This window comes from Exiguobacterium sp. s34 (assembly GCF_018617435.1).
In the GTDB taxonomy this organism is placed as follows: Bacteria; Bacillota; Bacilli; order Exiguobacteriales; family Exiguobacteriaceae; genus Exiguobacterium; species Exiguobacterium aestuarii.
The window spans coordinates 91,456-115,554 of the sequence record NZ_JACSKE010000007.1; the positions used below are offsets into that span (position 1 = coordinate 91,456).

Annotated in this window: 30 protein-coding genes, 2 tRNA genes and 1 rRNA gene; 12 read left to right on the forward strand and 21 right to left on the reverse strand. The window is 50.0% G+C overall.

Features of this window, described 5'->3' with window-relative positions:
- Nucleotides 1-6 precede the first annotated feature (6 nt).
- Complete coding sequence (locus tag KNO87_RS13985; protein WP_214814789.1) at nt 7-1,242, forward strand: MDR family MFS transporter; 1,236 nt, start codon at nt 7-9, stop codon at nt 1,240-1,242.
- A 76-nt stretch (nt 1,243-1,318) separates the two neighbouring features.
- Here the strand turns inward: KNO87_RS13985 and KNO87_RS13990 are convergent, their stop codons facing one another.
- Nucleotides 1,319-1,477: a hypothetical protein gene (locus tag KNO87_RS13990; protein ID WP_015880595.1), complete on the reverse strand. Its 159-nt coding sequence runs from the start codon at nt 1,475-1,477 to the stop codon at nt 1,319-1,321.
- A 104-nt stretch (nt 1,478-1,581) separates the two neighbouring features.
- Between KNO87_RS13990 and KNO87_RS13995 the strand changes: the two genes are divergently transcribed.
- Nucleotides 1,582-1,917 carry a TM2 domain-containing protein gene (locus tag KNO87_RS13995; RefSeq protein ID WP_214814791.1) on the forward strand — a complete coding sequence of 112 codons (336 nt, stop codon included), beginning with the start codon at nt 1,582-1,584 and terminating at the stop codon, nt 1,915-1,917.
- Nucleotides 1,918-1,956: 39 nt separating this feature from the next.
- Here the strand turns inward: KNO87_RS13995 and KNO87_RS14000 are convergent, their stop codons facing one another.
- The 5 genes from KNO87_RS14000 to KNO87_RS14020 form a co-directional block, all read right to left on the reverse strand.
- Entirely contained in the window at nt 1,957-2,535 is a 579-nt protein-coding gene (locus KNO87_RS14000) for an NADPH-dependent F420 reductase (protein WP_214814793.1), read from the reverse strand.
- Nucleotides 2,536-2,538: 3 nt separating this feature from the next.
- Nucleotides 2,539-3,012, reverse strand: coding sequence for a hypothetical protein (locus KNO87_RS14005; RefSeq protein WP_214814795.1), 474 nt, complete (start codon nt 3,010-3,012; stop codon nt 2,539-2,541).
- Nucleotides 3,013-3,107: 95 nt separating this feature from the next.
- Nucleotides 3,108-3,914: an ABC transporter ATP-binding protein gene (locus KNO87_RS14010; RefSeq protein ID WP_214814797.1), complete on the reverse strand. Its 807-nt coding sequence runs from the start codon at nt 3,912-3,914 to the stop codon at nt 3,108-3,110.
- On the reverse strand, nt 3,911-4,957 hold the full coding sequence (locus KNO87_RS14015; protein WP_214814799.1) for a FecCD family ABC transporter permease: 1,047 nt from the start codon (nt 4,955-4,957) through the stop codon (nt 3,911-3,913). Before KNO87_RS14015 ends, KNO87_RS14010 begins: the two co-directional genes overlap by 4 nt.
- A complete protein-coding gene (locus KNO87_RS14020) occupies nt 4,954-5,934 on the reverse strand; it encodes a FecCD family ABC transporter permease (protein ID WP_214814801.1) in 981 nt (326 codons plus the stop codon). Before KNO87_RS14020 ends, KNO87_RS14015 begins: the two co-directional genes overlap by 4 nt.
- 122 nt (nt 5,935-6,056) lie before the next feature.
- Here KNO87_RS14020 and KNO87_RS14025 point away from each other — a divergent pair, with 122 nt between their 5' ends.
- Together KNO87_RS14025 and KNO87_RS14030 are read left to right on the forward strand one after the other, a co-directional pair.
- Nucleotides 6,057-6,989, forward strand: a complete 933-nt coding sequence (locus tag KNO87_RS14025; protein WP_214814803.1) for an ABC transporter substrate-binding protein — start codon at nt 6,057-6,059, stop codon at nt 6,987-6,989.
- An 84-nt stretch (nt 6,990-7,073) separates the two neighbouring features.
- On the forward strand, nt 7,074-7,256 hold the full coding sequence (locus KNO87_RS14030; RefSeq protein ID WP_214814804.1) for a PspC domain-containing protein: 183 nt from the start codon (nt 7,074-7,076) through the stop codon (nt 7,254-7,256).
- A gap of 36 nt (nt 7,257-7,292) precedes the next feature.
- On the opposite strand, the gene KNO87_RS14035 is transcribed toward KNO87_RS14030, so the two are convergent.
- The 4 genes from KNO87_RS14035 to KNO87_RS14050 all read right to left on the reverse strand — a co-directional run bounded on the left by KNO87_RS14035 (nt 7,293) and on the right by KNO87_RS14050 (nt 10,528).
- Nucleotides 7,293-8,639, reverse strand: coding sequence for an FAD-dependent oxidoreductase (locus KNO87_RS14035; protein WP_214814806.1), 1,347 nt, complete (start codon nt 8,637-8,639; stop codon nt 7,293-7,295).
- 222 nt (nt 8,640-8,861) lie between these two features.
- Nucleotides 8,862-9,650 carry a twin-arginine translocase subunit TatC gene (gene tatC, locus KNO87_RS14040; protein ID WP_214742996.1) on the reverse strand — a complete coding sequence of 263 codons (789 nt, stop codon included), beginning with the start codon at nt 9,648-9,650 and terminating at the stop codon, nt 8,862-8,864.
- A gap of 3 nt (nt 9,651-9,653) precedes the next feature.
- Entirely contained in the window at nt 9,654-9,872 is a 219-nt protein-coding gene (gene tatA / locus KNO87_RS14045; RefSeq protein WP_034770678.1) for a twin-arginine translocase TatA/TatE family subunit, read from the reverse strand.
- Entirely contained in the window at nt 9,872-10,528 is a 657-nt protein-coding gene (locus tag KNO87_RS14050) for a redox-sensing transcriptional repressor Rex (RefSeq protein ID WP_214790854.1), read from the reverse strand. The genes tatA and KNO87_RS14050 overlap by 1 nt, the downstream gene beginning before the upstream one ends.
- 150 nt (nt 10,529-10,678) lie before the next feature.
- On the opposite strand from KNO87_RS14050, the gene KNO87_RS14055 reads away from it, so the two are divergent.
- The 5 genes from KNO87_RS14055 to KNO87_RS14075 all read left to right on the forward strand — a co-directional run bounded on the left by KNO87_RS14055 (nt 10,679) and on the right by KNO87_RS14075 (nt 15,350).
- Nucleotides 10,679-12,580, forward strand: coding sequence for an ABC-F family ATP-binding cassette domain-containing protein (locus tag KNO87_RS14055; protein WP_214790852.1), 1,902 nt, complete (start codon nt 10,679-10,681; stop codon nt 12,578-12,580).
- On the forward strand, nt 12,577-12,984 hold the full coding sequence (locus KNO87_RS14060; protein WP_214790850.1) for a hypothetical protein: 408 nt from the start codon (nt 12,577-12,579) through the stop codon (nt 12,982-12,984). Before KNO87_RS14055 ends, KNO87_RS14060 begins: the two co-directional genes overlap by 4 nt.
- Nucleotides 12,985-13,140: 156 nt before the next feature.
- On the forward strand, nt 13,141-13,803 hold the full coding sequence (locus tag KNO87_RS14065; protein WP_214814808.1) for a type 1 glutamine amidotransferase domain-containing protein: 663 nt from the start codon (nt 13,141-13,143) through the stop codon (nt 13,801-13,803).
- Nucleotides 13,804-13,889: 86 nt separating this feature from the next.
- The gene (locus KNO87_RS14070) at nt 13,890-14,183 is read left to right on the forward strand and encodes a putative quinol monooxygenase (protein WP_214814810.1); all 294 of its coding nucleotides are present in this window, start codon (nt 13,890-13,892) and stop codon (nt 14,181-14,183) included.
- A 3-nt stretch (nt 14,184-14,186) separates the two neighbouring features.
- Complete coding sequence (locus tag KNO87_RS14075) at nt 14,187-15,350, forward strand: iron-containing alcohol dehydrogenase (RefSeq protein ID WP_214814812.1); 1,164 nt, start codon at nt 14,187-14,189, stop codon at nt 15,348-15,350.
- Nucleotides 15,351-15,376: 26 nt separating this feature from the next.
- Here KNO87_RS14075 and KNO87_RS14080 read toward each other — a convergent pair whose 3' ends face one another.
- The gene (locus KNO87_RS14080) at nt 15,377-16,240 is read right to left on the reverse strand and encodes a LysR family transcriptional regulator (protein ID WP_214814814.1); all 864 of its coding nucleotides are present in this window, start codon (nt 16,238-16,240) and stop codon (nt 15,377-15,379) included.
- Nucleotides 16,241-16,353: 113 nt separating this feature from the next.
- On the opposite strand from KNO87_RS14080, the gene KNO87_RS14085 reads away from it, so the two are divergent.
- The gene (locus tag KNO87_RS14085) at nt 16,354-17,337 is read left to right on the forward strand and encodes a zinc-binding dehydrogenase (RefSeq protein WP_214814816.1); all 984 of its coding nucleotides are present in this window, start codon (nt 16,354-16,356) and stop codon (nt 17,335-17,337) included.
- A gap of 44 nt (nt 17,338-17,381) precedes the next feature.
- Here the strand turns inward: KNO87_RS14085 and KNO87_RS14090 are convergent, their stop codons facing one another.
- The 7 genes from KNO87_RS14090 to KNO87_RS14120 form a co-directional block, all read right to left on the reverse strand.
- Nucleotides 17,382-17,948, reverse strand: a complete 567-nt coding sequence (locus KNO87_RS14090; protein ID WP_214814818.1) for a hypothetical protein — start codon at nt 17,946-17,948, stop codon at nt 17,382-17,384.
- Nucleotides 17,949-17,962: 14 nt separating this feature from the next.
- Complete coding sequence (gene tsaD / locus KNO87_RS14095) at nt 17,963-18,985, reverse strand: tRNA (adenosine(37)-N6)-threonylcarbamoyltransferase complex transferase subunit TsaD (RefSeq protein WP_214814820.1); 1,023 nt, start codon at nt 18,983-18,985, stop codon at nt 17,963-17,965.
- Nucleotides 18,982-19,443 carry a ribosomal protein S18-alanine N-acetyltransferase gene (gene rimI, locus KNO87_RS14100; protein WP_214814822.1) on the reverse strand — a complete coding sequence of 154 codons (462 nt, stop codon included), beginning with the start codon at nt 19,441-19,443 and terminating at the stop codon, nt 18,982-18,984. The genes tsaD and rimI overlap by 4 nt, the downstream gene beginning before the upstream one ends.
- Nucleotides 19,436-20,092 (reverse strand): tRNA (adenosine(37)-N6)-threonylcarbamoyltransferase complex dimerization subunit type 1 TsaB, encoded by a 657-nt coding sequence (gene tsaB / locus KNO87_RS14105; RefSeq protein WP_214814824.1) that lies wholly within the window; start codon nt 20,090-20,092, stop codon nt 19,436-19,438. The genes rimI and tsaB overlap by 8 nt, the downstream gene beginning before the upstream one ends.
- Entirely contained in the window at nt 20,089-20,538 is a 450-nt protein-coding gene (tsaE, locus tag KNO87_RS14110) for a tRNA (adenosine(37)-N6)-threonylcarbamoyltransferase complex ATPase subunit type 1 TsaE (RefSeq protein WP_214790828.1), read from the reverse strand. Before tsaE ends, tsaB begins: the two co-directional genes overlap by 4 nt.
- Before the next feature lie 103 nt (nt 20,539-20,641).
- Nucleotides 20,642-20,718, reverse strand: a tRNA-Met gene (locus KNO87_RS14115).
- Between the two features lie 25 nt (nt 20,719-20,743).
- Nucleotides 20,744-20,820 (reverse strand) — tRNA-Met (locus tag KNO87_RS14120).
- Between the two features lie 138 nt (nt 20,821-20,958).
- Between KNO87_RS14120 and KNO87_RS14125 the strand changes: the two genes are divergently transcribed.
- A complete protein-coding gene (locus KNO87_RS14125) occupies nt 20,959-21,741 on the forward strand; it encodes a sporulation protein (RefSeq protein WP_214814826.1) in 783 nt (260 codons plus the stop codon).
- Here the strand turns inward: KNO87_RS14125 and KNO87_RS14130 are convergent.
- Nucleotides 21,726-22,367 (reverse strand): uridine kinase family protein, encoded by a 642-nt coding sequence (locus tag KNO87_RS14130; RefSeq protein ID WP_214814828.1) that lies wholly within the window; start codon nt 22,365-22,367, stop codon nt 21,726-21,728. The two genes, KNO87_RS14125 and KNO87_RS14130, sit on opposite strands and share 16 nt — an antisense overlap.
- Before the next feature lie 51 nt (nt 22,368-22,418).
- Here KNO87_RS14130 and KNO87_RS14135 point away from each other — a divergent pair, with 51 nt between their 5' ends.
- Nucleotides 22,419-22,796, forward strand: a complete 378-nt coding sequence (locus KNO87_RS14135; RefSeq protein ID WP_214814830.1) for an HIT family protein — start codon at nt 22,419-22,421, stop codon at nt 22,794-22,796.
- A 9-nt stretch (nt 22,797-22,805) separates the two neighbouring features.
- Here KNO87_RS14135 and KNO87_RS14140 read toward each other — a convergent pair whose 3' ends face one another.
- Together KNO87_RS14140 and rrf are read right to left on the reverse strand one after the other, a co-directional pair.
- Complete coding sequence (locus KNO87_RS14140) at nt 22,806-23,744, reverse strand: coiled-coil domain-containing protein (RefSeq protein WP_214814832.1); 939 nt, start codon at nt 23,742-23,744, stop codon at nt 22,806-22,808.
- A 268-nt stretch (nt 23,745-24,012) separates the two neighbouring features.
- Nucleotides 24,013-24,099: ribosomal RNA gene (gene rrf, locus KNO87_RS14145) — 5S ribosomal RNA — on the reverse strand; the annotation flags it as partial.

Sequence of the window (24,099 nt, forward strand, 5' to 3'; positions counted from 1 at the left end):
GACAAGATGAAATGGAAAGATATACCTAAACCAATAAAAGTTCGACTCGTAACCTCATTTTTCAATCGTTCGGTCTCATTCGCAATCATGCCGTTCATGGCACTTCTCTTTGTCAAAGCATTTAACGAATGGATCGCGGGCGTCTTCTTAGTCTCGCTCGTTTGTCTCGGATATGTGATTGGGTTGATTGGAGGATACCTCGCTGATAAATTTTCACGGAAGAGACTTCTCGTGTTGACGGCAAGTCTCACAGCATCCATGTTTCTCGTCATGACGCTCAGTCTCCAGTTCGACCAGATGATCGTCTTCATGATTGCCTATACGATCTTTACGGTCACGAACAACCTTGGTCGTCCGGCGATGAGCGCCATCATCATCGATGCGACGACGCCTGAGAATCGAAAAGCCGTGTACGCGCTCGATTACTGGTTGATCAACTTATCGATCACGATTGGGACGGCGCTCGGAGGCTGGCTCTATGTCAGTAACCAGCTGTTACTGTTTTGGATTTTGACATTCACATCAAGCATGTTGCCGATCGCGTACGCCATTTTTCTCGAAGATACGAAACGGACGTGGACCTCACAGAAGCTCCGCCTCGTCTTCGTCGACGTATTCCAAAGTTATCAAATCGCCTGGCGTGACCGCCCGTTCGTCAAAGTCGTCTTCGGCTCAATGTGTATCCTCGCTGCCGAGTTCTCGATGGGTAGTTATGTCGCGGTAAGGCTCGCCGATTCGTTCGAACCGCTCTCGTTTGAAGACTGGACAATCAACGGGGTGCGGATGATGAGTCTCATTCAAATCGAGAACACGCTCATCGTCGTCGCATTGACGTTCTTCATCCAACGTCTCGCCTCACGTTTCTCAAACAAGCATACGCTCCTCGGTGGGCTCGCGTTGTACACAATCGGATACGCCGTCATCACGAGCGCGAACTCGATGATGCTTCTCCTCGGTTTCATGCTCATCGCTACGTTCGGCGAATTGTTGTACTCGCCAGTATTGAATACGGAGAAGGCGAACATGATGCCAGAAGACCGACGTGGTGCGTACTCGGCATTTGCGGGAACCTCATTTGCTGGTGCCGATTTCTTATCACGCTCGACGATCTTGATTGGTTCACTTCTCACCCCGTTCATGATGAGCGTCTACATCGGACTGTTGGTCAGCTTCGGCTGTTTCCTCGTCTATAGCGGCATCTATGTAAAAGAAAAGCTCGTCCTACGACGAGCGGCGTCCTAAATCAAAACCATCCCTTCTCAATAGAACGGATGGTTTTTTGTCGAGTGACATGACGAGCGTGATTGTTCGCCCCACTTCATAATCCAATCACTGCCACGGTCAATCCACCGTAGACGAATCCGAGGACAATCGCACTGATGGCCATTCGTTTATATTGTGGGTATTGATATAACGCAATCGCACCGCCAACGACGTGTACGAACGCGACGATGAACGTCAAAATCGGAAAAAGCATAGAGAACCTCTTTTCTTTTTAGGAAATCATGGAAACAAATCCATTTTCCGATATACTAGAATCCGAACTTATTATAACAATAATGAATAGGGAGTTGAAATCCGATGAATGTTTCACGTATGGATTTGACGACGGAAGAAATGCAACTCGTCAACAGCGAAGTCGAGAAGCGGAAACGCAGCTTACTCGTTGCGTACTTACTTTGGTTTTTCGTCGGTGCACTCGGTGCACATCGCTTTTATTTCAAAAAGATTGGGTCAGGGATCGCCATGGTCCTCCTCGTCGTCTTGACGCTCGGTTTCGGTGCCATCATTACAGGAATTTGGGCACTCGTCGATGCATTCCTCATGCCTGGTTGGCAACAGCGCGAAGTCGAACAAATCGAACGTGAGACGATTGAACTGCTCCAAACACGATCTGACCGCTACACAGGATTCTAATCAAAAAAGACGATCGAGGCATCTTGCCCCGATCGTCTTTTAGAGTTCATTTAAGTAGAATGCAAAATCTCGTGTCTTCCGTTCTTTCACCGCGTAATGAATCCATAGCCACGCCAACCCTTCTAGTTCACGGGCGAGTTTCAGACCGTGTAGTGGGTGCGTATCGAAACCGATCTTGTTCGATAGCTCAACGACAAGCCGCACCGCCTCTTCATCATCCCCTGCAACGAACATGACAGACCCATTCGGATTGCCTAAATTCTCGACGCCCGTCTGGTTGAACGCTTTGACAACTTTCGTATCGGGAACGAGTCGCTGCAAATACTCCGCGCCCGACACCCCGTCCGGTCGCTCGACTTCGTTAAACTCGATGGCAATCGGATTCGTCACATCAATCACTACTTTTCCATCCAGTCCGTCGAGTGTCGGCAATAGATCGACCGCTGCCGCAAATGGCGTACAGAGCAGGAGCACATCACTCGCTGAGGCGACTTCTTGTAACGTCAACGTTCCTTCCCGCTCCGTCCGTGTTCCGTACAACACCTCATAATCGGCCTGTTCGAACTGCTCCCCGAGCGTGCGTCCGACCTTCCCGGCACCTAAGATTCCGAGTTTCATGACTCACAACTCCTCGTCTGTCCGCGTGACCGTTCCTCCATACTCTTCTGCGAGTCCGTCTAAAATCGATGGGTCGAATTCTTCCCCGATGGCCATGACTCCGGTCTGACCTGGTTCGATGTTACCGACCGTCCGTTTGAATGTATCTTGAATACCTTGCATATGCTTCACGTCTTTCGTGCCGCCGATGAGACCACCTGTGAGTGTTCCGAATAAAATTCCGAACGGTCCACCGAGGATTCCAACCGCCATCCCGATGAGCGCACCTTTCGTCGACTTGTTGACGGGTGCGAGTTGCGCCGCATCCTCGAACGAGAACGCCCCGTTTTCTTCACGCTTGATGATGACCAATTGTTCGAATCCGACGAGTCCATCCGAATGATACTTTTTCAGTTTACTGAACGCCTGATACGAGATGGCCTCTTCCGGGAACGTGAACGTGACGATGTGATACGGTTGTTTTTCCTTTTTAGCCATGAAAAATTCCTCCTTTAAGGTAGAAAGCATGACGAGCACTTACCCTACTCTTTTTCCCTGCTTTCCCGTAAAAAAACCTAGTCCGTAGACTAGGTTCAGGTCGGTCGTTTTTCATTCAACTCGTAGTGCGAATACGGTACACAGAGCGGTGTCCCGTATAACGGGTCTTCTGTCACCACGACTTTTAGGCCAAACACGTCTTTCATGAACGTCTCGTCGACAACGTCGTTCGGACTGCCTTCGCAATACACGTTACCACCTGCGAGGGCGATGACATGATCGGCATAGCGACAGGCGAGATGGAGATCATGGAGTACCATGATAATCGTTTTGCCTTCTAATCGGTTCAAACGATACATCAAATCCAAAATCTCAATTTGGTGCGACATATCCAAGTATGTCGTCGGTTCATCGAGCAGGATCGTCTCCGACTCTTGGGCGAGTGCCAACGCAATCCATACCCGTTGCTTTTGTCCACCTGAAAGATTGCTGACAAGCGTGTCACGGAGCGAAACCGTATCCGTGAAGGCGAGCGCCCTCTCCACGGCTCGTTCATCATCTTCTGAGTATCGTTTGAAGAACGTCTGATACGGATAACGACCGAAGCGGACAAGCTGTTCGACGGTCAATCCATCCGGTGCCACGTTCACTTGTGGCATGAACGCCATGAGCCGAGCTGCCTCTTTGGCGCGATACGAATTAAGCGGTTTTTCCCGAAATGTGATTTCTCCGCCCAGTGCATCTCGCTGTCGTGCGAGCGTCGAGAGAAGCGTCGACTTCCCGCAGCCATTCGCCCCGAGAAGGACGGTGATTTTTCCATGGGGAATGGAAAACGACAAATGATCGAGCACCGGCTTCTGTTCATATCCGATGGTCACTTCTTTTAAATCAAATGTGTTCATCTCATGCTTCCTTTCATCATCCGTCGAAGTAAATAGAAGAAATACGGTGCTCCGATGACGGCTGTCATCACGCCAGTCCGTAACTCGTACGGATAAAAAATGGTTCGTGCGAGTACATCCGCCAACACCACAATCGTCGCCCCAACGAGAAGCGTTGCCCATACGTAAGGGAGCTTCAATCCTTGACGAGCGATATGAGGTGCCATCAACCCGACAAATCCAATCGCGCCGACAAAAGCGACACCAATTCCGGCGAGTAAACACGATAACAATAGCGTGCCACGCTGAATCCCGCGAACCGGAACACCGATACTTGTCGCCGTCGCCTCACTGATGTGTAGCGGACGCACGTGACGTTCAATCAAAAAAGCAGCCAATAAAAAGAGGAGTACGAACGGCACCATGATCTTCAATTGATTCCACGTCGCAGCGTACACGGTACCAGTGAGCCATTGCTGAATATCATTCTTCCGGTAGACGTTCGAAGCGAGCATCATGAACTGAACAATCCCTTGCGAGAAAATGCTGATTCCGATTCCGACGAGTGCAAGACGGACCGGTGGAACTCCACGTTTTAATAAATAGAAGAGGAACATCCCAACAACAATCGCCCCGAGGAATGAGGCAATCGGGATATAGGCGAGCGGGACCGACAGTTGATTCGTTCGCTCATCCGTGAAAACTGTAAAAAACGTGGCCGTCGCGACTCCTGCGCCACCGACAATCCCGAAAATCTCCGGGGATGCCAATTCATTTTTGATTGTCAGTTGTAACAAATGTCCACTGACGGCGAGACTCGCCCCGGCAGTCATTGCCATCAACACGCGGGGCATTCGGAACTCAAAGACGACGAGCTGTTCGAACGCATCTCCTGCCCCGACGAACAAGGCAGCGAGTGAAGCTGGACTGAGGAACGTGTCACCGATGGCGAGCCCGAAATAAATCGATAGGAGTAATCCGACGATGAGTAGCAGCGCCAACTCGATTTCACGCTTTCGGAGCGTGAACGAGACGGGACCTTTTCGAAAGCGGTATGTTTTCATGATTTAAAGACTCCTTGTCTGACACTGACGAGATAGATGAAGAATGCCCCACCGACGACCGCGAGCACGACGCCCACCGTCACTTCGCGTGGGAACAGGATGACGCGTCCTAAAATATCGGCCGAAAGCAACAGAACGCTTCCGATGAGTGCACTTCCTGCGAGACGAGCGAAAAAGGCCGTCCCGAACAGATATTTCGCCAAATGGGGTGCGAGCAGACCGACAAATGCAATCGGTCCAGCGAGCGCCACTCCGAATGCGGAGAGCACGACGGCAAGCGTCACCGCAACAAACTTGATGACACCGACGTTTTGTCCAAGCGAACGCGCCACTTGGTCTCCGAGCGATAACGTCTCGAGTTCTTTACTGATCAAGAGCACGAGCACGACTGCACCCATCATCCACGGTAACAAGGTTTCGACGAGCATGAGTGATCGCCCGGCGACCGATCCGGTCAACCAGAACAGTACCTCATCGAGTGCGCCTTCCTCATAAGCGATAATCGACTGAGTGAATGAGCTAAATAAAGCCGCTAGTGATGCACCAGCAAGTGTCATATACATGACGTTTCCACCGTTCGCACTGAGCAGATATACAATCACACCAGCGATAAACGCTCCGATGAGCGAGGCTGTCGTGAATGAGGCGATACTGCTGAACCCAAAAAGGGTCACAAGCACGATGGCCAAACTCGCACCTGCGTTCACGGCCAAGATATCGGGGGATGCGAGCGGGTTACGCGTCACGAGTTGAAAGATGAGACCGGCAAGACCGAGCACACTGCCAACGAGTAACGCCACGATTGTACGTGGGATGCGATTGTCTGCCAATGCAATCATCGCCTGTGATGAACCGTTCGCTTGAAATGTCATCACATCTTCATGACTGACTACGATGACACCGACACGTAAGCTGACATAACTTAAAATTGGTAGGCAAATGATCAAGAAGAGTAATTTGATCCAAGGTTTTTTCATGTCCTCACTTCTTTCCTTTCCTACCATAGCAAATATTACGTTCCAGAAAAAGGGGTTGACAGTGAGAATCATTATCATTTATAGTCAGGTAGGAAAATCACTTACATAGAGGAGAATTTTAAATGAAAAAGTGGATGCTTGCGTTACTTACGCTTTGCTTAACTGTCGTCCTCGCCGCTTGCGGTGGATCAGACGATACAGATAACGATACAAGTTCAGATGCGGCGACGCGCTCGATCGAGCACGCAATGGGAACGGCCGACGTACCTGAAAATCCGGAACGCATCGTTGTTTTGACGAATGAAGGGACAGAGGCCCTTCTCGCCCTTGGCGTCAAACCGGTCGGAGCCGTCAAATCTTGGAACGGTGACCCGTGGTATCCACACATCGAATCCGAGATGACAGATGTCACAGAAGTCGGGACAGAAAGTGAAGTCAACTTAGAGGCCATCGCGAAACTCAAGCCAGACCTCATCATCGGAACAAAACTTCGTCAAGAGAACATCTACGACAAATTGAACGCCATTGCGCCAACAGTCATGTCAGAAACACTCAAAGGAGATTGGCAAGAAAACTTCGCCCTTTATGCGAACGCACTCAACCTTGAAGAAGAAGGAAATGAAGTGTTAGCTGCTTACGATCAGCACGTCGAAGATACGAAAGCTGAACTCGGAGACGCCGTGAACAAAGAACTCTCTGTCGTCCGCTTCCTTCCTGGCGCGTCACGTATTTACTTCACGGATAGCTTCTCGGGTGTCATCTTAGGAGATGTCGGGGTAAAACGCCCAGCTTCGCAAGATCGTACCGAGTTTGCTGAAGAAATCACGATGGAACGCATTCCAGAGATGGCTGGCGACCATATCGTCTACTTCACATACGGCGGAGCAGACGGATCAAAAACAGCAGAAGAATGGCAGTCGAACCAGTTATGGAAAGACCTCGATGCCGTCAAATCAGGTGAAGTGACAGAGGTCAGTGATGACATTTGGAACACATCAGGTGGTGTCCTTTCTGCCAACCAAGTACTTGATGAACTCGTCGACATTCTAAAATAAACAATAGCGCACCAATTGATTCGGTGCGCTTTTTCGTGAGCTCATATGGTAAAATTTTCATATCAACTCATAAGGAGATTTGCTATGCAACGTACCTTTCGAAAGTCGGCGACCGACCGTTCCATTGCCGGAGTATGTGGCGGGATTGCTGAATATGTGAATATCTCTTCTTTTGGGATTCGTCTCTTATTCGTCTTTTTGCCAGCAAACTTTCTCATTTACATCTTACTTGCCAATTTGATGAAGGATGAACCGCACTATCTATAAGAAAACGCGAAAGCTGTTAGCTTCCGCGTTTTTTTGTTAGGCATTCACTTTGTCTTTCATCGCTTCAAGCGCACCGCTGTTCAGGAAGTGCCATGGTTTGTTGTAGTGCGGTTGGAAGAAGAAGTCGACATATGCGAGCTCTTCGATCGTCATCTCGTTTTGGATCGCAAGAGAGAGCGTGTTGACCGCTTGTGTCAAATCCGCTTTCGACAACACTTGTCCTCCGACAATGCGATGCGTCTCTTTTTCGTAGACGAGTTTGAATTCAACTTTCTCTGCGGTCGGCATGAACTCCGGACGATACGCATCCTCGATGACGACACTTTCTACGTCGAGTCCGAAGAGTGTTGCCGCTTCTTCCGTTAACCCAGACGACGCGATGTTCCAGTCATAGAGTCGTAGTCCTGACGTTCCTTGTGTCCCTTGATAGCGGACACGAGGCTGCATCATGTTTTCTGCGACGAGCGTTCCCATCCGGACCGCATTCGTCGCAAGTGGGATATAGGCGTGTGTACGCGCCGGGTTGTAGTAGACGGCACAGCTGTCGCCTGCCGCAAAGATGTCCGGGTTGCTCGTGCGCATATATTCATCGACGATGATGGCACCGTTTCCGAGCATGTCGACCTGTCCTTCTAAGAGTCCTGTGTTCGGACGAAATCCGACACACAAGATGACGAGGTCCGCCTCGAATTCACCTTTGTCCGTCACGACATGTGTGACGTTTCCGCTCGTTCCACGGAATGCCTCGACCGTCTGACCAAGTTCGAGGTCGATTCCGCGACTTGTCATATCCGCTTCCAATTGATCCGTGAACGACTTGTCGAGATATTTGTTCAAGATACGGTCGGCACTGTCGATGAATGTGACATGTTTACCGTATGCTTCAAACGCCTCGACGAGTTCGACCCCGATATACCCCGCCCCGATGACGGCAATCTTCGTCGCGTCTGTCGCCCGCTCGATAATGCGTTGTGCGTGCGCATAGTTTTTACAAAGTTCGATTCCATTCATTTCGATTCCTGGGAGCGTCGGGACGATCGGCCATGAACCTGTCGTGACGATCAAGCGGTCATACGTGTCATGCACGTCTTCTCCCGTCTCGAGATTTTTGGCGTGGACCGTCTTCGCTTCGACATCGATGGATAAGACGTCATGTTTCATCCGCATTGTCGCTCCGAGTTCTTCAAGTTCACGTGGAGATGAGTAGAATAATTCTTCTGCACGTTGGACGACCCCACCGACGTGGAGCGCAATCCCACATGAGAGGAAGCTGACGTTGTCGTTCCGCTCGTAAACGGTGATGTCGAGATTGTCGTGCTTTGCGAGTAACCCTTTGACAGCTGCTGTTCCTGCGTGTGTACATCCGATGACTGCGATTTTCATATGAGTCGTCTCTCCTTTTATGTTAGACCGTACGTTTCTTTTCACATTGTGATAAATATCACATTTAATTCTTGACCTTAGTGTACTATTTCACAATATAGGATTCAATGACTATGCTCACTATTTCACGTAAAAGTGTCTAAAATTTGAACAGTATGAACTTCCAATTGAACTATAGTGTAGTGCACATAAAAAAGCATCGTCCCATTTACGGAACGATGCTTATTTCTCATTCATCTGTTTCATTAAATCCATCTGTTCTTGCACCATCGCTTCTTTCTCCCGACGTAGCACTCCTTTGTAGGCGACGCGTGAAATCGATAAACTGATTTCATATAGGAAGAAGAGTGGCAATGATACCATGAGGTGCGATGTCAAATCCGGCGGTGTGATGAATGCCGCGACTACGAATAGCGCGAAGTACGCATACTTACGAATCTTCGATAAGAAGTATGGTGTCACGACACCAATCCGGGTCAAGAACATCGTCACGACCGGCAATTGGAACAATAGACCGAACGGGATCGTCAGTTGCAACAAGAACGTGAAGTAATTGTTGGCTCCGATGATTTGTTCGAGTCCGAGGTCTTGCCCGAGGTCCGTCGAGATATCGAGGACGAGCGGGAACAACCAATAGTAGGCGAACGCAAGACCGATCAAGAACAATCCGAAGATGATCGGGATATAGGCAAGGGTGCCTTTCCGTTCATTCGGATGCAGACCGGGTGCGACAAACGCCCACACTTGATACAGTAGGAATGGGCTCGCCGCAATCAGGCCGATGATGAGCGCCAAGTTCAAGTAAATCATGAGCGGGTCCGCGACCCCAAAGGCGTTCAGTTCGAGCCCGCGTTCGACGAGATCTTCTTGCAAGTACGCGAGTACATATTTGACACTCGGCAAAGCCATCAAAAAGAAGGCAAAGACGACAAATGCAGATAGCATCAGTCGTCTTCGCAGCTCTGTCAAGTGATCGGTAAGTTCCCGCTCTTGATCAGGTTGATGATTCATGGCTTACTGCTCTTTCTTTTCGATAGCTTTCTTGTCGTTCTCGTCGTGCTCGTTCATCATGCCGTTCGTTGCATTTTTGAACTCACGAAGCGTCTGTCCGGCCGCGCGACCAAACTCCGGTAATTTCTTCGGTCCGAAGATGATGAGCGCGATGATGGCGATGATGAATAGACTCGCCCCACCCGGAATTCCGACGACGAGTGATGATGCTAGTAATTCCATTATTGATGGACCCCCTCAGCGGTTGGATAGTGTTGCATAAAGTAAATGAGTGACTGCAGCTCAATCGACAAATCGATGTGATGAACGCGAACCGTGTCCGGTACGGTAAGTCGTGCCGGTGTGAAGTTCAAGATGCCCTTGATGCCGAAACGCACCAAGTCGTCTGCGACGGACTGCGCATAGGCAGAAGGTACCGTCAAAATCGCGACGTCAATCTTGTTTTGCTCCATAATCTGTTCCATCTCATCGACGTGATGAATTGGGACGCCTGACATCGTCGTGCCGACTTTTGTCTCGTCTGCGTCGAACCCGACGACGATATGTGTGTTATTGTTTTTAAGGAAGTTATAGTTGACGAATGCCGTCCCAAGGTGACCGACCCCGACCAAGGCGACATTCGTAATCTCGTCCTGATTCAGTGTCTTTCGGAAAAAGTCTAACAGATACTGCACGTTATAGCCATATCCCTTTTTACCGAGCGCACCGAAGTACGAGAAATCACGGCGAATCGTAGCCGAATCGACCTTGACCGCCTCACTCAGTTCTGCTGAAGAGACACGTTGTTTCCCTGACGCATGCAGGCTTTGAATAAATCGATAGTATAGTGGCAACCGTTTGGCTGTCGCTTGTGGAATCTTTGGTTCGTTTTGACTCAACGGAAAGAGCCTCCTTTTTACGACACGTTACAAACGAATCTGAATTTCATACACCTTGATTGTAAACGAATTCACATGACCACTCAACGAATATACCTAAAATCGCTGAAAAATACAGTATACTAAATAGAGAGAAAGGGGTTTTTTCACTTGATCCTACTGCAAGTCAATAACTTATCCAAATCCTTCGGCGTTGAGCCGATTTTAGAAAACGTAAAACTCGAAATCCAAGAAGGCGAACGCGTCGCCCTCGTCGGTCGTAACGGGGCCGGTAAGTCGACGCTTTTGAAGGTCATCGCTGGTGAATATAACTATGACTCTGGGGACATCATGAAGCCGAAAGACGTCACGATCGGCTATCTCGCCCAAGACTCAGGGCTAGAATCCGATGAGACCATTTGGAACGAGATGCTCACCGTCTTCACGGGCTTAATCGAGCAAGAAAAGACGCTCCGTCGCATGGAAGCAGATATGGGCTCGGAACGGATTTTAAATGACGCTGCGGCGTACGAACGTCTCCTCTCTTCTTATGATGAAGAGCAGCATACGTTCAAAGAACGTGGCGGATATCAATATGAAGCAACGATCCGCTCGGTCCTCCATGGAATGCGTTTCTATCCGGACGATTTCGAACGTCGCATCGACACACTCTCCGGTGGACAACGGACACGCCTCGCCTTGGCGAAGATGCTCCTTCAAAGTCCCGACCTACTCATCTTGGACGAGCCGACGAACCATTTGGACATCGAGACGCTCGCCTGGCTTGAGAAGTACTTGAGCGGCTATAAAGGCGCCGTCCTCATCGTCTCCCACGACCGGTACTTCCTCGACCGTGTCGTCTCGGTCGTCTATGAGCTGTCGCGTCACCGCAGCCGCCGTTTCGTCGGGAACTATACGAAGTATCTCGAGCAGAAGGCCGCCCTCTACGAACAAGAAAAGAAGCAGTTTGAGTCGCAGCAAGAAGAGATTGCCAAGATGCAGGACTTCATTCAGCGAAACATCGCTCGGGCGACAACGACGAAACGTGCGCAAAGCGTGCGGAAGCGTCTCGAGAAAGTCGACCGCCTCGATGCTCCAGATGGTGACGAGCGCAGTGCCGTCCTTTCCTTCTCCATCAAACGCCAAAGCGGAAACGATGTATTGAGCGCGAGTGACCTCGCCATCGGATATGAGGACGCAATCGCCCAACATCTTCGCTTCCAGCTACAACGCGGTGAATCGGTCGCCCTCGTCGGTCCGAACGGGGTCGGAAAGTCGACATTACTTAAAGTGTTGACGAAACAGCAAGCCGCCCTCACTGGCGAGATTCGCTACGGGACCGGCGTCGAGATCGGCTACTACGATCAGGAACAACAAAACTTGTCCGACGCGAACCGTGTCATCGACGAGATTTGGAATGACTGGCCACTCATGCGCGAACAGGAAGTCCGGAGTCTTCTCGGACAATTCCTCTTCAGCGGCGATGATGTCATGAAGCGCGTCCACGAACTCTCTGGTGGCGAACGGGCACGTCTCACGTTGGCCAAATTAAAGCTCGAGCAGCCGAACCTGCTCATCTTAGATGAGCCGACGAACCACTTGGACCTCGACTCGAAGATGATTTTAGAGAATGCGCTCCTCGACTACCCAGGTACAATCCTCTTTGTCTCACACGACCGATACTTCATTGACCGACTCGCGACACGTGTGTTAGAAATCACGCCGAACGGCATCGACGAGTATCTCGGGGACTACTCGTATTACGTCGAGAAGAAAGAAGAACTCGAAGAACTCGCGCGTCTCGCTCGTGAAGAGACGAAGCAGGTCGTTGTGAAGAAACAGCGTGCCGACAAAGAGCAACAACGGGAAGAGCGTCGGATCAAACAGCGCATCGAAGAGATCGAACTTGCGATTGAGCAACATGAGAACCGCCTTGATGAAATTGAACAATTGCTCTGTGAACCGGATGTCTTCAACGACTTCGCCCGCGCCCAGGAGTTGTCAACCGAATCAGACGCAGCGAAAGAATCGATCACAGCTCTCTATGCGGAATGGGAGGAACTCCATACATGATGCGTACCCGTGCCATGCGAATCGAGTTCATCCAAGCGTTCCTCACGGGACTGGCCTACATTGTGCCGACCGGAACCGAGTTCGTGTCTGAACTCATCCGAGGCGAATCGACAATCGTCCCGTCTATTCTCTTTTACTTTTTACCGGTCGTGATTGGCTTCATCATTCAGACGTGGCCAGGGATTCTACTCAGTCTTTTCAGTGGCCTTCTCATGAGTACGCTCTTCATCCGTATCGTCGTCTGGCCGGTCGATGTGACCGTTCATACGTTCTATGCGCCCGGCTCGGTGTGGGCCCACTTCTATGAAGAGACGCTCTTCATGTGGATTCTCGCCCTCCTCGTGTTTATCGTGAGCCGCATCAATACATGGCATCGCGAGAACTATCGACAGCCTAAAGCGTGAACCATCCGTCCTCTTTTTTGCGAGAGGACGGCTTTTTGATTTATGTATAATTTTTTTTATAGATTAGGCGTTTTTTCTTAATTTGTTTTTCGTTAGAGTGCGCGTTATTCTAGTCACGTACCGAAACAACGGAGTATTTCTTAGGAGGAATGACAGATGAGTAAACATGTATTAACGGTCGTGACGAACGCAAAAGAAATGAAGGACGGTCACACGACTGGACTTTGGTTATCCGAATTTGGTGAGGCATACGTCGAGTTCAAACAACAAGGATATGACATCACGGTCGCTAGCCCGAACGGTGGTCAATCTCCAATCGACGCACGCAGTTTAGAAGGAGAAGTACCGGCTGACATTCAAGCGACGGCTCCTCTTCTCGAAGATACGATTGATTTGAAGACGATCACCAACTTCGATCAATTCGATGCCATCTTCATGCCAGGTGGTCACGGAACAATGTTCGACCTTCCACAAAGTGAAGCGTTGAATGTTGCCATCCGTTCACTATTTGAAGCAGGTAAAACGGTTGCTGCCGTCTGCCACGGTCCCGCTGGTCTTGTCGGTGCGACATTGTCTGACGGGACACCACTAGTGAACGGTAAAACGATTGCGACGTTCACGGATGAAGAAGAACGTGCGACAGGTCTTGATATCTACATGCCGTTCCTACTTGAAACGCGTCTTCGTGAACTCGGTGCGAACATCGTGCTCGCAGACAACTTCACAGAAAACGTTCAAGTCGATGGAAACTTGGTAACAGGCCAAAATCCACAGTCGACGGTTGCTGTCGCAAAAGCCGTCATCAACACGTTAAACTAATCGATTCTTTCTCGTTGCCAATCGATGAAAGAGGACGACCCGCCTGTTCTCGAACAGGCGGGTTTTATAGATGAGGAGGAATGAAGATGATTACCATTTTAGCTCAGATTCAAGCGAAGCCCGGTCTCGGGTCCGCGCTTGAGACACATTTACGAAAAGTCGTCGCCCCATCACGCGCCGAGGCAGGTTGCGTCTTCTATACGTTACATCGTGTCGAAGGCAACTCGGACGCGTTCGTCTTTTACGAGAAGTGGGCCGACAAGGCGGCACTCGATGCGCATATCGCCTCACCCCACTATCAAACGTATCGCAAAGAAGCAGAAGCATTGCTTGCTCGTCGCGATGTTCAATACTTAGAAGAAATCAAGGAGGTAGACTAACCGATGGAACGTTTTCACTATCACAACCCGACTAAACTCTTATTCGGGAAAGGACAACTGGAATCACTCCGTACCGAAATTCCACAATACGGGGACCGCGTCCTTCTTTTATACGGTGGCGGGAGCGTCAAAGCAAACGGACTTTATGATGAAGTGACTGCTCTTTTATCCGACATGGGAGCAACCGTCGTCGAACTCTCTGGCGTCGAACCAAATCCACGTCTGACGACAGTTCAAACAGGGATCGACTTAGTCCATGAACATCACATCGACCTCATCCTTGCTGTCGGTGGAGGTAGCGTCATCGACTGTGCGAAAGGAATCGCAGCCGGTGCAAAATATGACGGGAATCCGTGGGACATTGTGACACGACAAGTCCCCGTCACAGATGCGGTACCGATTGGGACCGTCTTGACATTGGCGGCCACGGGATCGGAAATGAATGGTGGAGCCGTCATCACAAACTGGGAGGCACAGGACAAGCGCTCGTTCGGTTCACCACTCACTTATCCGAAATTCAGCGTGCTCGACCCAACGTACACGTTGAGTGTACCGGCGAACCAAACCGTTTACGGAATCGTCGATATCATGTCGCACGTCTTCGAACAATACTTCCATGCTTCAGAGAACGCTTTACTCCAGGAACGCTTCGGAGAATCGATTTTACGGACCATGATGGAGACGGCGCCTCGTCTCGTTGAAAACTTGAATGATTTCGACGCACGCGAAACGATGTTGTTGAATGGAACGTTCGCCTTAAACGGGACGTTATCGATGGGCGTGAAGACGGATTGGGCGACCCATATGATTGAGCATGCGGTCTCTGCCGTCTACGATATCCCGCACGGTGGCGGTCTCGCCATCCTTTTCCCGGAATGGCTTCGCTACGTTGGGAAGACACGCCCCGAGCGCATCATTCAACTCGGTGAACGCGTCTTTGGTATTGACGTGAATGGCAAGTCGGATGACGTGCTCGTCGAGGAGACGGTTCAGGCTTTACAAGACTTCTGGACATCAATCGGTGCCCCGTCACGTCTGAGTGATTATGAGATTGACGCCACACACCTCGAATTGATGGCAGAACGGGCGATGGTCGCTGAACAGATCGGCCAGTACGTCCCACTCCGTCAACAAGACGTAGCGACTATCTTAACAAATGCATTATAAAAAGTAGGGCCCACGTGGGTCCTACTTCATTTTGCCTCCTGCAACGCTTTGATGACTTGGTTGATGACGGGGTCATGCTTCGACTCGGTCCGGTGCGCGAGGTAAATAACGTTCGTCGCAAAACGCTCAGGCGACACGACTTGAACCGTTCCTCGCTCGAGTGCATGTCGAATTAAATAGTTCGGCAAGATGCTGATGCCACACTTCGATTCGATCGCCGCAAGGATTGCGTCGACGTTTGGTAAAATCATCTCCGGACGGATGTCTGGACGTTCCCCGAACTGCGTCTGGTAGTAACGACGGATGATGGGCAGCTCCAATCCGTAACTGATCCACGGCTGGCGGTCCATCCAGTCTTTCAACTCGTCGATCGGGACTTCCCAATCGTTCGGTGCCACTAATAGAAATGATTCGTCGGCAATCGGAACGTATTGAATCCCTGGCTCCTCCATCCGCTTCGTCGCGATGACGAAGTCGAGTTCCCCGTCCGCCAAGCGCTTAATCAAGTCCGCGGTCATCCCAAAATCTGCGATGTACTGTGCAATATCAAACGGTAAAGCGGGTATAATCTCATGTGTGACGAACTCCGTCGGTCCACCGAACTTGAGGACCGGACGCGGTTGCTCCCCTGAGACATATTTCATCTCAAGTGACAACTCTTCGAGACGGTCGATCAACCCGACCACTTGCGTGTACAGTTCCTTCCCCGCATCCGTCGGAATCATCTGACGTGGTGCACGTGTGAAGAGGGACGTCTCGAGTTCCGCTTCAAGTGCGGCGATATGTTGGCTGACAGCCGGCTGTGTTAAAAATCGGACACGCGCCGCAGCCGATACAGAACGCTGTTGGTACACGTGGATAAAACTGCGATACCATTCAAAATCAATCATCTGTGTAAACTCCTTTTGTATTCGTTACCTTCAGTATAAAAGGGAGTAAATCATAAGACAAATAACGTTTAAAGGATACATCGATAAATAAATTTATAAGGAGTGGATTGAACATGAAAGCTTTATTACTACATGAACCGAACGCATGGCAGACGATGCAAATCGAGGAGGTCGACGCACCGACACTTCGTTCCGGCGAAGTATTGATTGAAGGGGAATACGCCGGCCTCAACCCGGTCGACTATAAAACCGCGACCAACGGCAAACCCGAATGGTCATATCCTCACGTGCTCGGGCTCGATGTTGCCGGTAAGATTGCCGCTGTCGCGGATGACGTGACGAATGTACAAGTCGGTGACCGCGTCCTCTATCACGGCAACTGGAATGAATGGGGCGGCTTCGCTGAATTCACCCGTGCCAAAGCACACATGGTCGTCCCAATCCCTGAATCCATCTCGTTCGCTGACGCGGTCGCGTTACCGACAGCAGGATTCACAGCATACCAAGCCATCTTTGAAAAACTCCCGATGAATGCGATCGATACGATCCTCATTCACGCCGGGGCCGGTGGTGTCGGCGGATTCGCGATTCAGCTCGCGAAGTATCTTGGGAAACGCGTCATCACGACCGCTTCAGCGCGCAACCATGACTGGGTCAAACAACTCGGAGCTGACGAGGCGATCGACTACAACACGGAAGATTGGCAACAACGGGTGATGGAACTGACGAGTGGTCACGGTGTCAATGCCGTCATCGATCCCGTCGGTCGGGAGACGGCGACCGCTTCCCTTCACGTCATCGCCTATAACGGACACATCGCCCATATCGCAGGAGCCCCTGACATGAGTGTCATCAAACCGTTCACACGCGTCATCTCCTACCATGAGGTCGCGCTCAATGCAATCCATCATCAACAGGACCGCGTGAGCGAGGCGAACATCGTCCGCATCGGTACGCACATGCTCGAACTGCTTGCAGCGGGTGAGATTCGACCGATGATTCAAGAGACGATTCCGTTCGCGGACATCCCGAAGAAATTGGTCGAACTGTCAGACCGACACGTCGTCGGGAAAATCGTTGCCAACTTGAAGGCATGAAAAAAGAGGTCAGCGTATCATCATACGCTGGCCTCTCTTTATAGTTAGAAGTATCGCAACGGTTGGAATCCAATCGTATGGAAGTCGAGCTTCGTCCCGTCTTCTGCAATAAAGAAGACAGCCTCGTTCGTATCAACGTCACGTGTGAACACTTTGTAGAACGTCATCGATTTTTCGTCATTCGTCACATAGCGTGCCTCATGTGTCGAGATGACTTGTGCGAACAGTTGCTGTTCATCGAGTTCCTCGATCAAAGCGTCAAACTTCGCAGCCTCTTCTTCCGTTGCCTCGCGACCTCGCTCGATTTCATAATAAGCATCGCTCGCCTTCGGCTGTACACCAAGATTGCGATCAACGACGATCACACGGTCTGGCTTTTGATCGACGACACTCGCGTAGCCATATAATGACTCAATCAGCGTGTTTTCTCCGGTCACACGACCAATGCCCTCTAATGACTCTTCTCCAGTCAACGACTTCACTCGCGTCTCTTCTGGGACAATCTCCTCTTGATAGGCGATATTGTAAGCGCGGATGATCTCTCGTACTTGTAAGAACGTCGCAACGACGAGCAATACGATAAGTCCTCCGATGATGATGCGTTTCGTCATGTCTCTATTTCCCCCTAGACTGTCATGCTCTCTTCTAAGGATAACCCAGGAACCGCATTCATCGCTAGTGTATCGCGCTTGCCGCGCACATACGCGTGATGTGCCGCAACCCCGATCATGCCAGCGTTATCCCCACACAGGTCAAGTGGTGGGATGACGAGTTGAATCCCTTCAACTGTAGCAGCTTCCTGAAGCGCAGCACGAAGTCCACGGTTTGCCGCGACACCACCAGCGACGAGCAATTGCTTCGCCCCTTTTTCTTTCACGGCACGAATCGCTTTCTCAACGAGTACTTCGACGACACTCGCTTGGAAACTCGCTGCCAAGTTTTCCGGGATGACCGTCTCTCCACGTTGCTCCGCATTGTGTACTGCGTTGATGACCGATGACTTCAAGCCACTGAAACTGAAGTCGAAGCTACCTGGTTCAAGACGGACGCGTGGGAAATTGTACGTGTCTTCCCCGACCGCTGCCAAACGATCGATCGCCGGACCTCCCGGATATGGAAGACTGAGTGTGCGTGCGACTTTATCGTACGCCTCCCCTGCCGCGTCATCACGTGTCTCACCGATTACTTCGAATACACCGTGTTCTGGCATATAAACGAGCTCTGTATGTCCACCTGAGACGACGAGACAGATGAGTGGGAACTGCATCTCTTCGACGAGTTCGTTCGCGTAAATATGTCCCGCGATATGATGGACGCCGATGAGTGGTTTTTGATGGGCGAACGACAATGCTTTGGCCGCACTGATGCCGACGAGAAGGGCACCGACGAGACCCGGTCCTTGTGTGACCGCGACCGCATCGACGTCTTCCATCGTCACGCCTGCTTCGCTCAACGCATCGTCAATGACATACGTGATCCGCTCGACATGATGACGAGACGCCACTTCAGGGACGACGCCACCAAATCGTTTATGACTCTCGATTTGAGAAGAGACGACGTTCGACAAGAGCGTCTTTCCGTCTTTGACGAGCGCAACAGACGTCTCGTCACAGCTCGACTCGATCGAGAGAATCAGTGATGTGTTCATTCTGAGTCACTTCCTAACTTCGCCCAATAAATATAGGCGTCTTCATTATTATCCTGATAGTAACGTCTTCTTCGTCCGGCTTGCATAAATCCAAACTGCTCATACAGTTTTTGCGCCCCTACGTTCGACACGCGGACTTCTAACGTCAATCCGACAAGCCCCTTTGACTTGGCGAACGCAACAAGCTCCGCTAACAGTTGATTCCCGATCCCTTGTCCACGAAATTCGGGTAAGACGGCAATGTTTGTAATATGTCCTTCATCGACGATTTGCCATACCCCTACAAAACCGATAACCCGTTTGTCATAGACCGCGACAAAATAAATGGCCTGTTCATTCCGAAGCATCTCATTCATAAATGCTTCTTTTGTCCACGGAATCGAGAACGACGCCTCTTCGACTTTCGTCACTTCCTCGACATCGAGCCACGTCATTCGACGAATTTTCACGTCAGCCATTGTTTTGTCCCTCTAACCATTTTGCTTCCGCTTCGGCGAGTCGCAAATACTCTGGTTCAAACGCATGGACGTCATTCGTCTCATCACTGAAAACAACCAAATCGCTCGCACGACCGTAACGATGAGCAGCCGGTGCTTCGACATACTCATATTCGCTCAACTCCTCACGGAACGGTTCGACGTCTCCAACGACGAGGAAACGTCCTTGACTATTGAGTCGCAACCAGTCGGCGACTGACGCATGTTGATCGTGCGTCAGTGCCTTGTTGTGCTGATAATATCCGATATAGGCGTTGCCACGTCGCGCGTCAATTAACGAGACGACCGGCAAGTACGTATTCGGTGCCGCTGCCATGAGTTGAAGGGCAGATACCCCGATTAGTGGAATGTTCAGCGTATAAGAGAGTGTCTTCGCTGTCGTCACTCCAATCCGAATTCCTGTGTACGACCCAGGTCCTGTCGTAACAATGATCCGTTCAAGCATATTCGGTGTCCACTTGACCGCTGCCATGAGCTGTTCAATCATCGGCATGAGTGTGACCGCATGATTTTTCGAGACCATGACTGTCGCTTCAGCTTGAATTTCTCCAGCTTCACTTAATGCGACAGACAAACGTGTCGTTGCGGTATCGATCATTAATTGCTTCATGCGAGCACCTCCTTGGCAATTCGAACGTAACGGTCACCTGTTGGAGCGAGCGTCAATTTCCGTTCCTCGTCACTGACCCGTTCAATTGTGATGGCCAGGCGTTCTTCCGGAAGAGAAGACTCAATCAAGTTCGACCACTCCACGATGGCAACACCGTCACCGTTGATGTATTCCTCAAGACCGATGTCATCCCCCGTATCTTCGAGACGATAGACATCCATATGATAGAGCGGCAAACGCCCTTTGTATTGTTTCATAATCGTAAACGTCGGACTGTTGACGTTCCGCGTGACACCGAGTCCTTTTGCGAACCCTTGTGTGAACGTCGTCTTGCCCGCGCCGAGGTCACCGTTTAATGTGATGACCGTTCCTGCTTCGACGAGCGTAGCCAAACGTTCTGCCACCGCTTGCGTCTCCGCCGCAGAATGCGTAATCAATGTATACATGAATGGTTCTCCTTTTATCACTTCTCATACGTACTCATTGTACACTTCATTTTAAGCAAAAAAAAACACGAAACGCTATCGTTTCGCTATCTCATTTAAAAATTGGTTGCGGGGGCTGGATTTGAACCAACGACCTTCGGGTTATGAGCCCGACGAGCTACCAGACTGCTCCACCCCGCGACGACATATGAAATTAAATAAAAATTGGTTGCGGGGGCCGGATTTGAACCGACGACCTTCGGGTTATGAGCCCGACGAGCTACCAGACTGCTCCACCCCGCGATGGTTTGAATTGTTTCGACATCCTCTATAATAAGCGAGACAGTTATAAAAAGCAACCTTTTTCTCAATGTTTTTTGAAAAATGGAATCGGGAACACATATAACAGTATAGAATTTAGAGAAAAGGGGCGCGACCGCCATGTCCAAATGGGGAAACCGATTCAAGAAATGGTTCTTTTCGGAGATCGAAGCCGATATCACCTTTGACCCGGCAGCACTCATTCCGAAGCAGGTAGTGACCGGAACCCTGCACGTATCGAACCCGACGACAACCGTCGTTCGACTACAAGAACTGACACTCAATTTTTTGACGACCTTTAAAGACATCACCATGGAAGGAAATGAATTCAATCGGGAAGCCGACATTCAAGAAGTACCGATTCCGCTGTCTGTCGTACTAGAACCCGGTGCGAAGGAGGATGTTCCATTTTCATTTGAATTGACGATGTATGCCCCTTCTTCCGCAGGTGCCCCTTATAGCGTGGAGGCGACGTTATGGGACAAGGACATGAAACGTGTCTGGTTTGACGTGATTGAACACATTGAAATCGAACCGATGCCTGAACTGAAACGACTGCTCGACGCAACTGCTCATGCTGGACTTGAACCAATGTTTGTTCGTAACGTGATTGACCCGCTTGGGGAAGAGCGTCCTTACCCATTCGTTGAGAAGTATGGATTCAAGCCAATCGGTGAATGGGCCGACGAGTTTGAGGTCGTCAAATCGTTTTGGCGCCTCCACGAAGACGGGATCGACCTCTACTATTGGCTCGACAACATCGAGACTCAGCGCACGCTTGAGTCGATGGCGAACGACGTCGAATTGCGTCATCGTTCCCTCACGTGGGAACAACTCGAACGTGAACAAGAACAGCTCGGTCTCGGTATTCAAGATACGCTACGCAGTCACCGCTCCTCGTGAGCGGTTTTTTCAATTTGAATGATATCCCCACTCGTATTGACGATGGTTTGGAAGTGATGGCGATACGGATGCATGAACAACTCATATTGAAGACGTCGCTCGTCATGGGAGGCGCGTAAGTAATCCAGTTCCATTCCCCGTTCCTGGATATCACGATTCGCTCTGCGTCTAAATTCTGTTTCTCCGTCGGTATAAAGATAAATCGACTGGTCAAAAGAAGTGAGATCAAGAAAAGCGACACTCATGCCCTCAACAATCGTAATCGGCTTCTCGGGATCAATCCATGTCCGCTCTAAATATGGGACGTCAATCGTATAAAATCCAATCCCTTCCCGAATCATACGGACATCACGCTCGAGTGAAAGCAGATGATGCGCAGACGGATGACAAGCCGTCATCTTATAGTGATGGGGTATTCCATCGTGTTCATACGTGAGTAATGTTTGTTTCCGTAACTGTGAATCTGTGATGTACGGGTCGGTATGAAGCAGGTTTACATCCCCTAATCTTTCTCGTAATCGTTCAGCCAATGTAGATTTACCGGCCGCTCCATGCCCCGAGATGGCAATCAACGTTCGTTGCCCCGGTCTCACCCTTTGTTCGATTTCATCGATGAGTCGTTCCATGATTCTCCCCCTTTGGTACACTAGATAATAGAAAGGAAGTGTATCAATCTCATGTCTACTTGTCCATTTTGCCATCCCACGCTCGATCCACATCAAACAATCGTTGCTGAGAATGACTCTTGTTATTTTCTCATGCACGACCTCGAGCAGGACGTTCTCGTCGGCTCAGGCGTCATCGTCCCGAAAGCGCACCGCACGACGACATTCGACTTAACATCGTTAGAATGGCAGCATACTAACGAATTGCTTCACATAGCAAAAGAACATCTTGATCGAACCTTTCAACCTGACGGATACACACTCGGTTGGAACGTCGGCACGGCTTCGAACCAAACCGTACCTCACGCTCATCTACACGTCATTCCTCGTTACGAGGCAGGACCTCATGCGGGGAAAGGACTTCGCCACTGGTTAAAACGACCGGAGTAAATAAGCAGCTCATCGCGTGAGGATGAGCTGTCTTCTTTTTTCATCAGTCTCTTCGAGTCGCTGTTCGAGATTTTCTACTTGTATGGTCATACGTGCAATCAACCGATTGATTTCCTGATTAAGTTCATTTACATGATCAAGCGATTCATTGATTCTACCGTGCATGGTCCACTCGGAGAAAATGTCATCTAAGAAGTAATCCGCAAACTGAATGAGGGAACCACGTTGAACATGTAACTCTTCGACAACTCCTTGCACGTCGGCTAATTCACGGGAAAAACGTTCCAATGCAGATTGAAGTTCATGCATCGTCTGTTCGGAAGCATCCAATGCATCATGCTTCATCGCAGTCGCAATCAATCCTCCACCAAAGAACGTATCGTACGTCGACCATCCCTTCGCGCTGTCTAAATGCTTCAGTGTTTTCGCAATTGTTGCTCTTGCGAATCTTCCCGCCTCAATCGCTTCCCGATATTCAATAAGAAGTTCATTCATCTCCGCTTGTTGATGTGTCAGACGGTGAAGATCTTTTCGAACGGCCGGGTCTTTAGTAAGATGTGCCTCTTTGGTTTCTAAGAATGTCTCCCATTCATCATCAATCGTTTCATAGGCTTCCAGTTTTTCTCGTAAATCTCGATGTTCAAGCGTCAATTCGTCAATCATCGCCTCATGTTCACGTAACTTCAGTTCGGCTCGAGCAGCTTCCTCTACCTCTTTTGTACGCTGTTCATCAAATGTCCCTCTCCACTTTCGCCATGTATTCACGAGTGAAAAGCTTTCAAGATCGTAAACATCACGCTGTTCCCTTGTAAATGTATTGAGTAACTCTTTTCGTACGGTTTCGTGCTCTTTCAACTGCGTTTCAATTGTCTTTTGCTTACGGACAAGTCGGTCACGCTCGGCAAGACGCTGTTGCAACTCTAATTGCACATCTTGAAAATCTTTCATTGGTTTTCCCCTTTCGTTTCATACATCGGATTCAATAAGGCATTGGTTCATTTTCGTATCCAGGAGTCTCGACATTCACATCTCTTACTGGTAACTGCAAGGTGTCTGCCTCTTGTCGAAAGCTTGCAGTTAAACGTCTTTTATAGTGGCTAATCGAATATACAAAACAATCCCCACTTTCTCATACTTTGTACGAAAAAGAAGGGATAAAGTTTCAATGAAACAAAAAAACGACCGAGCGTTATGCTCGGTCGTCCTCTGCGTTGTTGCCTGGCAACGTCCTATCCTCACAGGGGGAGATCCCCCAACTACTTTCGGCGCTGAGACGCTTAACTTCCGTGTTCGGCATGGGAAC